The organism is Brevundimonas sp. (assembly GCF_041919755.1).
Taxonomy (GTDB): Bacteria; Pseudomonadota; Alphaproteobacteria; order Caulobacterales; family Caulobacteraceae; genus Brevundimonas.
The window spans coordinates 132,040-144,954 of sequence record NZ_JAYRTD010000004.1 but is presented as its reverse complement, the minus strand read 5'-3'; the positions used below and the strand labels follow the sequence as shown (position 1 = coordinate 144,954).

Genomic DNA, 12,915 nt, shown 5'->3' with positions numbered 1-12,915 from the left:
AGCCTTGCGGCGGCAAGGTTAACGGAACCTTGCCGCGCCTTGCATTAGGCCCGCAGGACCGCGCCTGTCTTGGCCGCCGCCGCGATGATCTTGGCCGACAGGGCCTCGATCTCGGCGTCGGTCAAGGTGGCGTCGCGCGGCTGGATCAGGACTTCCAGACCTATGGAAGCGTGGCCTTCAGCGACGCCTTGGCCGCGATAGACGTCGAAGACCCGCACGTCGGTGATCAGGGTCTTGTCCGCCCCCGCCACGGCACGGATCAGATCGCCCGCCGCCTTGCCATCCTCGACCACGAAGGCGAAGTCGCGGCTGAGCGGCATCAGATTGGTCAGCTGTGCCGGGCCGCGCGTCTTGGCCCTGGCCCCGCGGGGTTCGGGTACGGCATCCAGCATGACCTCGAACGCCAGCATGGGGCCATCGGCGTCCAGCGCCTTGAGCACACGGGGGTGCAGGGCCCCGAACTCCGCCAGCACGGTCTTCGGACCCAGTTGCAGACGGGCTGACCGGCCCGGGTGCCACCAGTCGCGGTTCTGGCCCTGAACCAGTTGCAGGGAGGCGACGGGTGCGCCCAGCTGGCTCAGAAGCGCCATCAGATCACCCTTCAGGCCGAACAGAGCGTCTTCGCCGTTTCCGCTCCAGTGGCGGGACGCATGAGGCGCGATCAGGCCGGCTATGACGGTACGCTGGCCGGTCGGCTGGTCGTCCAGATAGATGGGACCGATCTCGAACAGAGCCGCATCGGCATGGCCGCGGGCGGCATTGCGGGCGGCGGCCTGGATCAGGTTTGGCAGGGCCGAGGGCCGCATGAAGTCGAGGTCCGACGCGATGGGGTTCTCGACCAACAGGCGGTCATCGCCGCCGCCGAACAGGGCTGCCGTCGATTGCCTGGTGAAGGACCAGGTAACGGCCTCGGCATATCCTATGGCGGCCAGGGCGCGCCGTGCCAGCCGCACGCGGGCCTGACGGGCATTCAATACACCGCGCGACGGGGCACCCTGATCCGGAAGTGGCGTGGACGGCAGAGCGCCATAGCCCTCGATGCGGGCCACTTCCTCGACCAGGTCGGCGGCTCCCTCGACGTCGCGACGCCACGATGGCGGAGTGACGGTCCAGGGCGAACCGCGCGCGATCTCGAAGCCGAGGGCGGTCAGGATGTCGGCGATACGGTCGTCGCTGAGGGTCAGTCCGGTCAGACGCTCGACATGGGCGGGGTCGAAGGCGACGGGCGCGGGCAGGGCCGGGGCCTGACCCGCCACGATCACCTCGGACGGTTCACCGCCGCACAGATCCAGGATCAGTCGCGTGGCCAGTTCCAGCCCCGGCACGACCGAGGCCGTGTCCACGCCGCGTGCAAACCGGTACTGGGCATCGGAGCTGAGGGTCAGGGTACGTCCGGTCTGAGCCGTCGCGATTGGATCGAACCAGGCGCTCTCCAGGAAGACGTCGGTGGTATCGTCTGAACAGCCGGTGCTCTCGCCACCCATGACGCCGCCCAGGCCGATGGGACGCTCACCCGCCGCATCGGCGATGACGCACATCTCGGGGGCCAGGGCATAGGTCTTGCCATCCAGGGCGATCAGATGCTCCGGCTCTCCCGTATCCGAGGCGACCTGTCCGCCGCGCACGACGATCTCGGACCCGACCAGCTTGGCCGCATCATAGACGTGCAGGGGCCGGGCGCGGTCGTAGGCGATCAGATTGGTCACATCGACCAGCCGGTTGATCGAGCGCAGGCCGATGGCGCTGAGGCGGCGTTGCAGCCACTCCGGCGACGGGCCATTCTTGACCCCCCTGATCAGGCGTCCGGCGAAGACCGGGCACAGTTCTGGTGCCTCGATCCGTACCGTGATGGGGCAGGCAAAACCGCCGCGCACCGTGGCGATCTGATAGTCGATCAGGGTGCCCAGGCCGGTCGCGGCCAGATCGCGGGCAATACCGGCGACGCCTAGCCAGTCGGGGCGGTTAGGCGTGACCTCGAAGTCGATGACCGGCTCAGCCCCGAAGACGGCGGCAGCGGGTGTGCCGACCTGTAGCTGATCAGGCAGGTCAAGAATGCCGTCGCTGTCGCCCGGCTGTTCCAGTTCGCCTGCCGAACACAGCATGCCGTTGGAGACCACGCCCCGCACCGGCTTTTCGACCAGGGTGACGCCCAAGCCGGGCACATAGGCCCCGATGGGGGCGTAGATGGTGGTCAGGCCCGCCCGTGCGTTGGGTGCGCCACAGACGATCTCCTTCATCCCGTCGACGGTCTGGACCTGACAGACGCGCAGGCGGTCGGCATTCGGATGCTGTTCCGCCGAGACGATCTTGGCCACCGTGAAAGGTGCCAGGGTGGCGATGGGATCGTGGACGTCCTCGACCTCCAGCCCGGCCATGGTCATGGCCTCGGCCACCGTGGCGGCGTCAGCGTCGGTGGTCAGATGGGACTTCAGCCAGGAGAGGGTGAACTTCATGTTGTCTAGGCAGTTCCGGGGACGCGCAGCAGCTGATCCAAGATTTCTGAGGGGCCGGTGAAACCAACATTGAGGAACTCGCAACCGTCAAACAGCGTGTTGCGGAAGGGGATGGTGCCCAAGGCCCGCTTTCCCTCTGCCCGTAGAACCAGATTCCGCATGTCGCCATCGGGATCGCCAAAGTTGCAGTCTGTGAACTGGACCCCGATGGACACCAGCATGATTGCCGGACCTTGCAGGCGGCATCCGCGAAATGTTCGATCCGTGATGACGCCCAATCCCGGGCCGTGGTTCGCAACATGCAAGTCAAAGAGGTTGAGATCGACGTCCTCAAACACAGCCGTGCGGAGATCTGACGCAATCCGAATGTCGCGTGTGATTGGAAGCCGGCTCATAGAGAAGCGCTCGTTTGACTGCGAATGCCAGAGGCCATCTCGTCCAAAAGCTGATCGGAGCCGGTGAAACCTACCTGGACAAAGCGGCAGCGCACAAATCGACAATTCGAAACGCCGACCACCCCGGCCATCTTCACATCGCTGACGGGGCGATAAAGCAGGGACTTCACATCGGTCGTCGTGCCCATCGCACAATTGTCAAAGAAGGTCCCGTTCATCACGGCCATCACTGCTGGACCTTCGATCACGCAATCCGTGAACGTTTTGTCCTTGATCGCCATCTCGCCAGCATTCCAGTGTTGAACAGCGAGCATGGGAAGCCAGACTGCTTCCTTTTCGAAGCTGGTGCGGGCTACCAGCGCACGGCCAGCGGCCTCTTCAGTAGACATCGCGTCGGGTTGGTCGGTCATGATCTTCCTAGCTCAGCCCAGAGGCCGGATTGGGGGCAGCGAAGGCGGAGAAGCCGTAGTGGGCCAGCCAGCGGGTATCGCCCTCGAACATGGGGCGCAGGTCGGGGATGCCGTACTTCAGCATGGCCAGACGATCCACACCCATGCCGAAAGCGAAACCCTGATATTCGTCCGGGTCGATGCCACAGTTCCGCAGCACATTGGGGTGCACCATCCCGCAGCCCAGAATCTCCATCCAGCTGTCGCCCGTGTTCAGCTTCAGCTCGCCACCCGAGCGGTCGCAGCGGATGTCCATTTCGGCCGAGGGTTCGGTGAAGGGGAAATGGTGGGGCCGAAAGCGGGCATCGACCTGATCCAGCTCGAAGAAGCGGGCGACGAAGGTCTCCAGCGTCCACTTCAAATGGCCCATGTGGATGTCGCGGTCGATTACCAGACCTTCGACCTGATGGAACATCGGGGTGTGGGTGGCGTCTGAATCCTTCCGGAAGGTCCGGCCGGGCGCGATGATGCGGATCGGCGGCGTCTGCGACATCATCGTGCGCACCTGCACCGGGCTGGTGTGGGTGCGCAGAACCTTGCGCTCGCCGGTCTCGGGGTCAGGCTTCAGGAAAAAGGTATCGTGCATCTCCCGCGCCGGATGTTTGGGCGGGAAGTTCAGGGCCGTGAAGTTGTGAAAGTCGTCCTCGATGTCGGGCCCTTCGGCGACCGCAAAGCCCATGTCGGCGAACAGGGCGATCATTTCGTCCATCACCTGCATGGTCGGATGCACGCTGCCGGCCCGGCGCGGTCGCGACGGCAGGGTCAGGTCGATCCGCTCGCTCAGCAGGCGGGCATCCAGCTCGGCGACCTCCAGCTCTGACTTTCGGGCCATCAGTCCGGCGGCGACCCGGTCGCGCAGGCCATTGATGACCGGCCCCTGCTCGCGCCGCTCGTCCGGGCTCATCGCCCCCATGCCCTTCAGCAGACCGGAGATGACACCTGTCTTGCCCAGAGCCGAGACGCGAATGGCCTCGACGGCGGCGACGCTGTCGGCGGCCCCGATGGCATTGATCAGGTCGAGTTCGAGTTGGGCGAGATCGGTCATGTCGGTGTCGTCTAGCGGCTGGGGCGCAAAGCAAAAAGCCCCCCGGCGCGAACCGGGGGGCTTTTCAGCATCCGTTGCCGGAAATCAGGCGGCTTTCAGCGCGTCGCGGACCTTGTCGGCGATGGCCTTGAAGGCACCTTCGTCGGCGGCCATCGCGGCCAGCACCTTGCGGTCCAGCTCGATGCCGGCCTGGCCCAGGCCGTGGATGAATTGGCTGTAGGTGAAGCCTTCGATGCGGGCGGCAGCGTTGATGCGCTGGATCCACAGGGCGCGGAAGTTGCGCTTCTTTGTACGGCGGTCGCGATAGGCATATTGCCCGGCGCGGTCGACGGCGGCCTTGGCCGTGCGGATGGTGTTCTTGCGACGACCCCGGAAGCCCTTGGCCTGTTCCAGAACCTTCTTGTGTTTGGCGTGGGACGTTACGCCCCTTTTGACGCGAGCCATGATTTTAGATCCTTCGGATGTCCCTATCGTTCGCGCCGCGGGCGCTCACTGCTTAAGGGACAATGTTCAAATTCAATGCGGTGAAGTCAGATCGATAGGTGCTCTGCGCCTCAGGCGTAGGGCATGTAGGACTTGATCTTCTTGGCGTCGGCGTCGGCCATGACCGAGGTGCCGCGGTTCTGGCGGATGTATTTCGAGTTGTGGCTGATCAAGCGGTGACGCTTGCCTGCCACGCCGGCCTTGACCTTGCCAGTCGCCGTGAATTTGAAGCGCTTCTTGGCGCCCGACTTCGTCTTCAGTTTGGGCATTTTCACTCTCTTTTTGAGTGGGCTACCGCCTGTCGGCTACTTGAGCCCATAGGGGTAACCCTGATTGAGAACCGCCCAGGCATGCCTGTTCGCCCGGCGGTTCGGTACGCGAAGGCGCGGCTTGTATGGGAAGCGCGGCCGAAAGGCAAGTCGCGGCGTCAGTCGGCCGGATTATGGGCCTGCAGAAACCGCATGGTCTCGGTCAGCATCCGGAGCCGCGTGTCCGATCGCGAGAGCCAGTGATCCTCGCCCTGCAGTTCGATGAACTCCACCGGCTTGTCGGCGCGCCGCAGCGCCTGCGCCATCAGACGGCTCTGCTCCAGGGGGACGACGGTATCGTCACGACCGTGGATCAGCAGGATGGGAGCGTCGGCTCGATCCGCCAGTCGCGCCGGCGAGCGCTCGTCCAGCGACCGGTCGCCCAGACGCTCTGCGCCCATGAAGCGATTCCAGTAACGGACCGTCTCATTGTTGCGATGCTCGCCCGCGCGAGCCTCGACCTCGACCATACGGCGCAGATCAGACACCCCGTTGACCGATACGGCGCAGCGATAAACGCCGACATCCAGCGTGGGACCGGCTAAGGCCGCATAGCCGCCATAGCTGGCGCCAACGATACAGACGCGTGCCGGATCGATCAGGCCCTCCGAAGCCAGCCAGCGCACGCCGTCCGAAAGATCGGTCTGCATCTTGCGGCCCCATTCGCCATAGCCGGCCTCCATGAAGGCCTCGCCATAGCCGGTGGACCCACGGAAGTTGGCTTGAAGGACGGCGTAGCCGCGCGAGGCGATCGCCTGCGCCCACCAGTCAAAGCCCATCGTGTCACGCGCCGCAGGGCCGCCGTGCGCCAGCACTACCAGCGGCAGCTTTGCAGCATCAGTCACGCCCGGCGGCGTGGTCAGATAGCCATTGATCTGCAGGCCATCCGCCGCCGCATAGGTGATGGCCCGCACGGGCGCGACCTGTTCGGGCGATATGGCCTCATAGGCATGACCGATCTGGTTCAGCTGATTGTCTGCCAGGTTCAGCAGATAGTAGGTGCCCGCATCGCTGGTACCGCTGGTGAACAGGACCGCATGTTTGAGGTCCTCGCTCCAGTTCAGAAAGTAGGGCGAGACATCGCCCAAAGTGGCTTCGGCCTGGGCCCAGAGCAGGCTCGCGTCGGCATCGGCAAAGGCATAGATCTGGCGGTCATTCTCGAGCCTGCTCGCACCGATCAGCCGCCCGGTCCGCGGATGGAACAGCAGCGATTGCGGCTGGAAATCAAACCGCACAGGACGCCAGGCACCAGTCTCGAGATTGACGTCGAAAAACTCGGCGCTTTCGCGGTCCGGGCGATCGAGATCGGGTCGGTCCGCCGCCACGATGACGCTGTCGCCGCTCATACCCATGCCCACCAGGTAGGGCGCGTCGATCAGGGCCGTCGTCCTCCAGACCCGGCGGAAGGCGTCGTCGCCATGACGCAGATACAGGTCCCATTCGCCCGTGACGCTCTTGTATTCGCTGCGGGCCACAGTCTTTTTCGCGGTCGGGTCAAAGATGAAATCATCGACTTCGCGGCCCATGGATTCAGCGACCCGCGCCCGGCCGGTCTCCGGATTGACGCGGTAGAGGTCGATGCGGCCGGCCTGATCCGGTGCATAGGCGCGAACCAGGAGGTCATGACCGTCTGCGTTCTCTACGATCGTGACGGCGCTCAACAGAGCCGGGAAGACACCTCTCACATTGCCCAGGACAGGGGTGATCCGAGCCGTCGCCGGGTCGTAGATCTGGCCTGCCGCCAATTCCGTCTCGTCTATGCCCAGGTTCCGGTAAGACTCAGTTTCCGAGGTCGTGATCAGGACGCGATCCTCGCCGATCCATTGCAGGTCCCGAACCTTGGCGTTGCCTGCGCCGACGTTGCCCAGCTGGCTCTGATTGGCCAGATCGATCAGGATCAATCGGCGCTGCTCGCCGACGACCCTGATGAAGGCCAGGCGACGACCGGACGGAGATAGCTGCACCAATTCAAGCGAGGGTAAAGCGCCATAGGCTTCGAGCGGCGGAGGTGAAAGCCTTGCGGATGCATCGGTGGTCGATTGTGCCACAACAGAATGTGACGCCATTGCCAGCGAGAGGCCGACCAGAACCGGGCGCATCCAGGTGCGCCATCCAAAAATCCACACTGCCTTGGCCCTCCCCCCGGCGGCTAGACCTACTTCGGTGCCAGGATCATGATCATCTGGCGGCCTTCCATGCGCGGGGCATATTCGACCTTGGCGACTTCGTCGAAGTCTTCCTGGACCTTGTTGAGCAGTTTCATGCCCAGCTCCGGGTGGGCCATTTCACGGCCGCGGAAGCGCAGCGTCACCTTGACCTTGTCACCCTCGTCGAAGAAGCGGTGCATGGCCTTGGCCTTCACCTCATAGTCGTGGGTGTCGATATTCGGCCGCAGCTTGATTTCCTTGAGCTCGACAATCTTCTGGCGCTTGCGGGCCTCGGCCTTCTTCTTCTGCTCCTGGAAACGGTATTTGCCGTAGTCGAGGATCTTCGCCACCGGGGGTTCGGAGGTGGAGACGATCTGAACCAGGTCCATGCCCGCCTCTTCGGCGGCTTCCAGCGCGGCGGAGGTCGGCATGACGCCCTGTTTTTCGCCGTTCTGATCGATCAGCAGAACGCGCGGTGCGCGGATATCCTGGTTCATGGGGGGGCCGTCCTTGACGGGCGGCTGGTTCATCGGACGGCGAATGGGCGGCGTTTCCTTGCGTGGACGAAGATAGTGTGACGGCGCGGCAAAGTTCGCGACGGATCGCGCGCTTCACTCTGCTGGCCTCTATATGACCGCGAATGCGCCGTTTCACAAGGTTCGGCGCGTGTATGGCCTAGCGAATGAAGTCGTCGTGCAGGGCCAGAACCGCCTGGAACACGTGATCGACGCTGAGGTCCTCGATCGGCGCGAACTGGCCGCGCGTCTCGTTGGAGGCTGCGGTGCGGGTCTTGGGCCCCCATGGCCCATACAGCCACCACTCAGTGGGCCCGAATAGGCCCAGCGTCGGCTCGCCCAACGCCGCCGAGACATGCATCAGCCCGGAATCGTTGCCGACGAAAAGGTCCGCCCGGTCGATGGCGGCGGCCGAGGTCAGAATGTCGCCCTTTCCCACGAAGTCGATCCCGCGCACGCCGGCGGCCTGAAGCGCCGGCGTGGCCGGGGGGCGGTCGCCCGGCCCACCAACCGGCATGAAGCGCCAGCCGTCGAAGCGTGGTTCAGCTTTCAACCTTTCGACCAGCGCGCCCCAGCGGTCGGCAGGCCAGCTCTTGCCCGGCTGATGCGCGATGGGGGCCAGAGCCATGATCGGGCCTGGCCCGGCACCGGCTGCCAGTTGCGGATCGATGACGGCGGCGGCCTCGGCGCGGGCCTGTTCATCCAGCCAGATTTCGGGGTCCAGCGGCGCGTTCGACCCCATCAGGCGCGACACCATCTCGACCTTGCGCAGCCCTGTTTCCCATGAGCGATTGTAGACGACGCGGCGCTTGGCCGGGATCAGATAGCTGAGCGCCGAACCTCGGATGTCGATGACCAGATCCCAGAGTGTGCCCACGACCTGTTTCCACAGCTCGAGCCAGTGACCAGCCATCTTCTTCTTGTCCAGCACGATGGTGCGCACCACGCCGGGTGCCGAGCGAAAGAAAGGAGCGGGCGGCCGCCCGCAGGCGACGGTGATTTCCGCCCCCGGCACCTGTCGCGCGATCTCACGGATGACGCCCGACGAGATGACGCAATCGCCAATGCGGTTGGAGGTGACGAACAGGACTTGCGGCGCTCTGGACATGGGCCTGTGTTCCGCCATCGCACGACCGGGTCAAGTCCGGCCAGTCATTCGAAAGGGTGACGAACTCAGCGGGACGCGGCACAAGACGCCATGACCGACATGCAGACCCTGACCCGCCCCGACGGCGAAACCCTGGCCTTCAAGCGCGTTGTGGGCACCGGCCCGACCGTCGTCTGGATCGGTGGATTCCGTTCCGACATGGAGGGGACCAAGGCTCTGGCCCTGGATGCCGCGGCGCGCGAGCACCGCTGGAACTTCGTCCGCTACGACCATTTCGCGCACGGGCAGTCGTCGGGCGACTGGCGACAGGCGACGATCGGGCGCTGGCGCGAGGATGCGATCGCGCTGATCGACACTCTGGAGGGGCCGATCATTCCGGTGGGATCATCGATGGGAGGCTGGATCGCGCTTTTGGCCGCACTCGCGCGACCAGAGCGGGTAAAGGCGCTGGTGCTGATCAATCCGGCCCAGGATTTCACCGAACGGCTGATGTGGCCCGGCCTGGCCGATTACGAGCGCCAGGCCATCCTGCGTGACGGCGAGACGACGATCGTCGAGGAGGGGCTGGGCGAATACGTCCTGACGCGCACCATGTTCGAAGAGGCGCGACAATGGCTGCTGCTCGACGGTGAAATCAGCATTGCTGCGCCGATAGAAATCCTTCAGGGGCGAGACGACGCTGTCGTACCTTGGCGACATCAGATGCGACTGCTCGAGGCACTAGTGGGCGGTGATCTCAGCCTGCAGCTGATCGACGGAGGCGATCACCGGCTGTCGTCACAGGCAAATCTGAGCTATTTGGTTCAAACAGTTGCTCGGAACCGCTGACCGGCGTTCACATTTCATGTGTAGACCGAAGGAAACATGACCGATGCGTATCGCCTTAGCTTCCACTGTGCTGGCTCTTTCATTAGCGGCTTGCGCTTCGTCCCCCGGACAGGACCGCTATACGAGTGAGTTCAACCGGCTCTCAGCTGACTGCGAGGCTCGAGGCGGGATTCTTGCCCCGACCGGAGTCCAAACCGGTCGTCCGCAAACTGACAACGTATGTGAACTCCGCAACGGCGGCGGGCGAATTCCCAACCGCTAGGGTAGCTAAAGGAGGGCGCTGATTGCAGCCCTTGCCGCATGACCCAGATCGGCTCGCTTGAGAGCCAGAGCCACGTTGGCCGTCAGGAGCCCGATTTTGTCCCCGCAGTCGTGGGTGGTGCCCTCGTACTCGACGGCCGTGAACATCTGCATTTTCATCAGCTGTGCCATGCCGTCCGTCAGCTGAATCTCTCCACCCGCCCCGCGCGGCTGGTTCTGTAGAATGCCGAATATTTCGGGTTGAAGGATGTAGCGCCCAGAGATGGACAGATTGGAGGGGGCTTCACCGCGGGGCGGCTTTTCGATCATGCCCTTCATCACGATGCGGCTGCCAGTCCGACCGTCGGGATCGACGATGCCGTATTTGTGGGTCTCGGTTTCAGGCACGGACTCGACGCCGATGACATTGCCGCCGACCTCGGCATAGACCTCGGCGAGTTGCTTCAGGGCCCCCGGTTGGGAGTCGACGATCACATCCGGCAGCAGAACCGCGAACGGCTCATCGCCAATGATGTCGCGGGCACACCAGACCGCGTGACCCAGACCCAGCGGCTGCATCTGGCGTGTGAAGCTCATCTCGCCGGCAGTCGCCAGTTCGGCGATCATGGCGTCCAGAATCTCGGTCTTGCCCTTGGCCGCCAGCTGAGCCTCCAGCTCGATCTGGTGGTCAAAATAATCTTCGATGGCCCCTTTGGATCGCCCCGTGACGAAGACGATGTGCTCGATTCCGGCCTCGCGCGCCTCTTCCACGATGTAACTCAGGATCGGCCGATCGACGACGTTCAGCAGTTCCTTGGGCGTGGTCTTGGTTCCGGGCAGGACCCGGGTGCCCAGGCCCGCGACGGGCAGGACGGCCTTGCGAAGACGGCGAGAATGATCGGTCATGGATGTTCCTGAGAGGCGGATCGAAGCAGCCTAACGCATTCGCGGGCCGTTGCGATCACTCAACCGTTACGGACTTGGCCAGATTGCGCGGCTGATCGACGTCCGTGCCCTTCTGAACAGCGGTGTAATAGGCCAGCAGCTGTACCGGCACGGCATAGATCAGCGGGGCGATCAGAGGATGACAGTCGGGCGCATCGACGCGGCGGATGCCCGTGCCATGCAGATCGGGCGCGGATTTTGGCGCAATCATGATGACGGGCCCACCGCGCGCGGCCACTTCCTGAAGGTTGGACGCAGTTTTTTCGAACACATCGTCCAGCGGCGCCAGGGCGACGGTCGGCGTTTCCTCGTCGATCAGGGCGATGGGGCCGTGCTTCAGCTCGCCCGCAGCATAGCCCTCGGCATGGATATAGCTGATTTCCTTGAGCTTCAGCGCGCCCTCCATGGCCAGTGGGAACATCGACCCGCGACCCAGGAACAGCACATCGGTCGCCCGGGCCAGATCATGGGCCACGGTCTTTAGCGCCTCCTCCATCAGCATGGCCTCGGCGATCAGGCGCGGTGCCTCGAACAGCGCCTTGACCAGTTCGGTCTCGCGGGTCGCGTCGATCCGGCCGCGCTGGACGCCCGCCGCGACGGCCAGGGCCAGCAGGGCCGCGACTTGGGCGGTGAAGGCCTTGGTGGAGGCGACGCCGATTTCGGGGCCCGCATGCGTCGGCCACAGGTGGTCCGCCTCACGCGCCATGGACGACGAATGCACATTGACCAGGGCGGCGGTCTTCAGGCCCTTCGACTTGCACCAGGACAGGCTGGCCAGGGTGTCGGCGGTTTCGCCGGACTGGCTGACGGCGACGGCAAGGGTGCCTTTTGACAGGGCCGGGCTGCGGTAACGGAACTCGGACGCGATCTCGACATCGCAGGGCAGGGCCGCCAGTTTCTCGAAGGCATAACGACCGATCTGACCGGCGTAGAAGGCCGTGCCGCAGGCCACGATCTGGATGCGTTCGACCGTGGCGAAGTCGGTGTCGCCGGCCTTGGCTTTCGCATTCACGAAGTCGAGATAGTGGCTCAACGTGTGCTGGACGCTGTCGGGCTGTTCATGGATCTCCTTCTCCATGAAGTGGCGATACTCGCCCTTCTCGACCAGGGCGGATGAGGCGGAGACCGTGACGATGGGCCTTTCGACCGGTTGGCCCGAAACGTCGAACATGCGTGCGCCGTCGCGGTTCAGGGCGACGAAATCGCCCTCGTCCAGATAGCTGATCTTCTGGGTGAACGGCCCGACCGCCAGGGCGTCGGACCCCAGATACATCTCGCCCTCGCCCCAGCCGACGACCAGCGGACTGCCGCGCCGCGCGCCAAGGATCAGCCCATCCTCGCCTTCGATCAGCACGGCCAAGGCATAGGCCCCGGTCAATCGGTCCAGCACGGACTTGAAGGCCACCAGCGGGTCGTTGCCCTTGGTCAGTTCGCGATCCAGAAGATGGGCGACGACTTCGGTGTCGGTCTGGCTTTCGAAGACATGACCCTCTGCGGCCAGATCAGCCTTCAGTTCGGCGAAGTTTTCGATGATGCCGTTGTGCACGAGAACGACGCGGCCTGCCTTGTGCGGATGGGCATTGGTTGTGGTCGGCGCGCCGTGGGTGGCCCAGCGGGTGTGACCGATGCCGATCGTCGAACTCAGCGGCTCGGCGGCCAGCACGGCCTCCAGCTCGCGGATCTTGCCCTTGGCGCGTCGGCGCTCGATCACGCCATCGACCAAGGCGGCGACCCCGGCAGAGTCATAGCCGCGGTACTCCAGCCGCTTCAGGCTGTCGATCAGACGGGGAACCGCCGGGCCGGTCCCGGTCACGCCGATGATGCCGCACATGGAAATCGTCCTTCAGGGAAACGGGAAAGAGCCCCACTTTGCGTGCGGGCGCATGAGGGTCTAATCCGACCCTGAACTGTCACAGGTCGGATTAAGCGACAGCGGCGGGGTTCGCATCTAAAAAGCGGTTTCGCAAGGTTTCTGCGACACCGATCCAGGGAAGACAAA

At 64.3% G+C, this 12,915-nt stretch carries 12 protein-coding genes; 1 reads left to right on the top strand and 11 read right to left on the bottom strand.

Going from position 1 to position 12,915, the window contains the following annotated elements:
• Positions 1-44 precede the first annotated feature (44 nt).
• From pheT to ACE3TH_RS07330, 9 genes are all read right to left on the bottom strand, one after another.
• Positions 45-2,453, bottom strand: a complete 2,409-nt coding sequence (gene pheT, locus ACE3TH_RS07370; protein ID WP_374598815.1) for a phenylalanine--tRNA ligase subunit beta — start codon at positions 2,451-2,453, stop codon at positions 45-47.
• A 5-nt stretch (positions 2,454-2,458) separates the two neighbouring features.
• The gene (locus ACE3TH_RS07365) at positions 2,459-2,848 is read right to left on the bottom strand and encodes a hypothetical protein (RefSeq protein WP_374598813.1); all 390 of its coding nucleotides are present in this window, start codon (positions 2,846-2,848) and stop codon (positions 2,459-2,461) included.
• Positions 2,845-3,258 (bottom strand): hypothetical protein, encoded by a 414-nt coding sequence (locus tag ACE3TH_RS07360; protein ID WP_374598811.1) that lies wholly within the window; start codon positions 3,256-3,258, stop codon positions 2,845-2,847. The genes ACE3TH_RS07365 and ACE3TH_RS07360 overlap by 4 nt, the downstream gene beginning before the upstream one ends.
• Before the next feature lie 7 nt (positions 3,259-3,265).
• Positions 3,266-4,342: a phenylalanine--tRNA ligase subunit alpha gene (gene pheS, locus ACE3TH_RS07355; RefSeq protein ID WP_374598809.1), complete on the bottom strand. Its 1,077-nt coding sequence runs from the start codon at positions 4,340-4,342 to the stop codon at positions 3,266-3,268.
• Between the two features lie 84 nt (positions 4,343-4,426).
• The gene (gene rplT / locus ACE3TH_RS07350; protein ID WP_292173351.1) at positions 4,427-4,786 is read right to left on the bottom strand and encodes a 50S ribosomal protein L20; all 360 of its coding nucleotides are present in this window, start codon (positions 4,784-4,786) and stop codon (positions 4,427-4,429) included.
• A gap of 110 nt (positions 4,787-4,896) precedes the next feature.
• Positions 4,897-5,094 (bottom strand): 50S ribosomal protein L35, encoded by a 198-nt coding sequence (gene rpmI / locus ACE3TH_RS07345; protein WP_003166435.1) that lies wholly within the window; start codon positions 5,092-5,094, stop codon positions 4,897-4,899.
• A gap of 158 nt (positions 5,095-5,252) precedes the next feature.
• On the bottom strand, positions 5,253-7,097 hold the full coding sequence (locus ACE3TH_RS07340) for an alpha/beta hydrolase family protein (RefSeq protein ID WP_374598807.1): 1,845 nt from the start codon (positions 7,095-7,097) through the stop codon (positions 5,253-5,255).
• Positions 7,098-7,288: 191 nt separating this feature from the next.
• On the bottom strand, positions 7,289-7,810 hold the full coding sequence (gene infC, locus ACE3TH_RS07335; protein ID WP_374598805.1) for a translation initiation factor IF-3: 522 nt from the start codon (positions 7,808-7,810) through the stop codon (positions 7,289-7,291).
• A gap of 145 nt (positions 7,811-7,955) precedes the next feature.
• Positions 7,956-8,903 (bottom strand): glycosyltransferase family 9 protein, encoded by a 948-nt coding sequence (locus ACE3TH_RS07330; protein WP_374598803.1) that lies wholly within the window; start codon positions 8,901-8,903, stop codon positions 7,956-7,958.
• A 90-nt stretch (positions 8,904-8,993) separates the two neighbouring features.
• Between ACE3TH_RS07330 and ACE3TH_RS07325 the strand changes: the two genes are divergently transcribed.
• Positions 8,994-9,731, top strand: a complete 738-nt coding sequence (locus ACE3TH_RS07325) for an alpha/beta fold hydrolase (protein WP_374598802.1) — start codon at positions 8,994-8,996, stop codon at positions 9,729-9,731.
• Between the two features lie 267 nt (positions 9,732-9,998).
• Here ACE3TH_RS07325 and galU read toward each other — a convergent pair whose 3' ends face one another.
• Together galU and glmS are read right to left on the bottom strand one after the other, a co-directional pair.
• Complete coding sequence (galU, locus tag ACE3TH_RS07320) at positions 9,999-10,877, bottom strand: UTP--glucose-1-phosphate uridylyltransferase GalU (protein WP_374598800.1); 879 nt, start codon at positions 10,875-10,877, stop codon at positions 9,999-10,001.
• Between the two features lie 55 nt (positions 10,878-10,932).
• Positions 10,933-12,747: a glutamine--fructose-6-phosphate transaminase (isomerizing) gene (gene glmS / locus ACE3TH_RS07315; protein WP_374598798.1), complete on the bottom strand. Its 1,815-nt coding sequence runs from the start codon at positions 12,745-12,747 to the stop codon at positions 10,933-10,935.
• Positions 12,748-12,915 lie beyond the last annotated feature (168 nt).

Bases quoted from the DNA above. Each gene is read 5' to 3' on its own strand.
- glmS (WP_374598798.1), bottom strand. From the start codon at position 12,747: ATGTGCGGCATCATCGGCGTGACCGGGACCGGCCCGGCGGTTCCCCGT.
- rpmI (WP_003166435.1), bottom strand. From the start codon at position 5,094: ATGCCCAAACTGAAGACGAAGTCGGGCGCCAAGAAGCGCTTCAAATTC.
- galU (WP_374598800.1), bottom strand. From the start codon at position 10,877: ATGACCGATCATTCTCGCCGTCTTCGCAAGGCCGTCCTGCCCGTCGCG.
- pheT (WP_374598815.1), bottom strand. From the start codon at position 2,453: ATGAAGTTCACCCTCTCCTGGCTGAAGTCCCATCTGACCACCGACGCT.
- pheS (WP_374598809.1), bottom strand. From the start codon at position 4,342: ATGACCGATCTCGCCCAACTCGAACTCGACCTGATCAATGCCATCGGG.
- ACE3TH_RS07330 (WP_374598803.1), bottom strand. From the start codon at position 8,903: ATGTCCAGAGCGCCGCAAGTCCTGTTCGTCACCTCCAACCGCATTGGC.
- infC (WP_374598805.1), bottom strand. From the start codon at position 7,810: ATGAACCAGCCGCCCGTCAAGGACGGCCCCCCCATGAACCAGGATATC.
- ACE3TH_RS07360 (WP_374598811.1), bottom strand. From the start codon at position 3,258: ATGACCGACCAACCCGACGCGATGTCTACTGAAGAGGCCGCTGGCCGT.
- ACE3TH_RS07365 (WP_374598813.1), bottom strand. From the start codon at position 2,848: ATGAGCCGGCTTCCAATCACACGCGACATTCGGATTGCGTCAGATCTC.
- rplT (WP_292173351.1), bottom strand. From the start codon at position 4,786: ATGGCTCGCGTCAAAAGGGGCGTAACGTCCCACGCCAAACACAAGAAG.
- ACE3TH_RS07325 (WP_374598802.1), top strand. From the start codon at position 8,994: ATGACCGACATGCAGACCCTGACCCGCCCCGACGGCGAAACCCTGGCC.